Below are 1,241 nucleotides of genomic sequence, written 5' to 3' on the forward strand. Positions count from 1 at the left end.
CTGAAGCTTCCCCTTGATCGTGGACACCTGGAGACTGGGACTCGAGGTTCCAGAGGAAGTAGCGCCAGGTGGGAAGCAAGTACACGAAGCGGTATACCGAGGAGTTCAAGCGGGACGCGATCGCGCTCGTCGGCTCCTCAGGCAAGACGGTCACCGCCGTCGCCCGGGAACTTGGCATCAGCTCCGAGTCCCTGCGCGGCTGGTACCGAAAGGCCAAGGCGGACCGGGGCGAGGGCGCCCCGGGCGAGCTGACCAGCGCCGAGCGCGAGGAGCTCAAGCGGCTGCGCAAGGAGGTCCGTGAACAGCAGCAGACGATCGAGATCCTTAAAAAAGCGACGGCGTTCTTCGTGAAGGAGAACGACCGGTGAGCGCGTTGTACCGGTTGATCCACGCGGAGAAGGCGACGTACCCGATCTTCCTGCTGTGCCGGGTGCTGAAGGTGGCCCGCTCCTCGTACTACGCCCGGTGCGCGGGCGAGGCCGCCCGTCGTGCCAGGCAGGCCGCCGACGACGCGCTCGCACACGAGATCACCGTGCTCCACATCGCCTCCCGTCGCACCTATGGTGTCCCGCGCATCCACGCCGAGCTGCGCCGTCCGGGCCGGAGGGTGAACCGCAAGCGCGTCGCCCGCGTGATGCGTGAGCGCGATATCCGCGGCGTCACCCGCCGCAAGCACCGCTCGCTGACCCGGCCGGACGTGAAGGCGAAGCCGGCCCCGGACCTGCTCGGCCGCGACTTTCACGCCGAGCGTCCCGGCACCCGGCTAGTCGGCGACATCACCTACCTCCCGACGGCCGAGGGCTGGCTCTACCTCGCCTGCTGGCTGGACCTGGCCACCCGCGAGATCGTCGGATACGCCATGGCCGACCACCACCGCGCCGAGTTCGTCGTCGACGCCCTCGACATGGCCTACGGCCGAGGCGGTCTGGAGCCCGGATGCGTGATCCACAGCGATCGCGGCAGCGAGTACACATCGGCACAATTCCGCAATCAGATACGGGCGTTGGGGCTGCGGCAGAGCTGCGGACGCACCGGATCGTGTTACGACAACGCTGCCGCGGAAAGCTTCTGGACCCTGCTCAAGGAAAAGATCGGAACCCGCACCTGGCCCGACCGGGCCACCGCCCGCGCCGAGGTCTCCTCCTTCATCGAGACCTTCTACAACCGCCCCCGCCTACGCAAGCACAAGACCTTCGGCTACCTCACACCGGCCGAAAGCAGACAGCGGCATCAACACGCCC

Annotated in this window: 2 protein-coding genes; both read left to right on the forward strand. The window is 67.6% G+C overall.

Annotated features, from left to right (window positions below; genetic code table 11):
• Window positions 1–68 precede the first annotated feature (68 nt).
• Window positions 69–368, forward strand: coding sequence for a transposase (locus LCE31_RS39700; RefSeq protein ID WP_225023153.1), 300 nt, complete (start codon window positions 69–71; stop codon window positions 366–368).
• The coding region (locus LCE31_RS39705) for an IS3 family transposase (RefSeq protein ID WP_225023155.1) at window positions 365–1,241 on the forward strand (877 nt) is incomplete at its 3' end. The genes LCE31_RS39700 and LCE31_RS39705, both read left to right, overlap by 4 nt.

It is taken from the genome of Streptomyces sp. 8L (assembly GCF_020176795.1).
Lineage (GTDB): Bacteria > Actinomycetota > Actinomycetes > Streptomycetales > Streptomycetaceae > Streptomyces.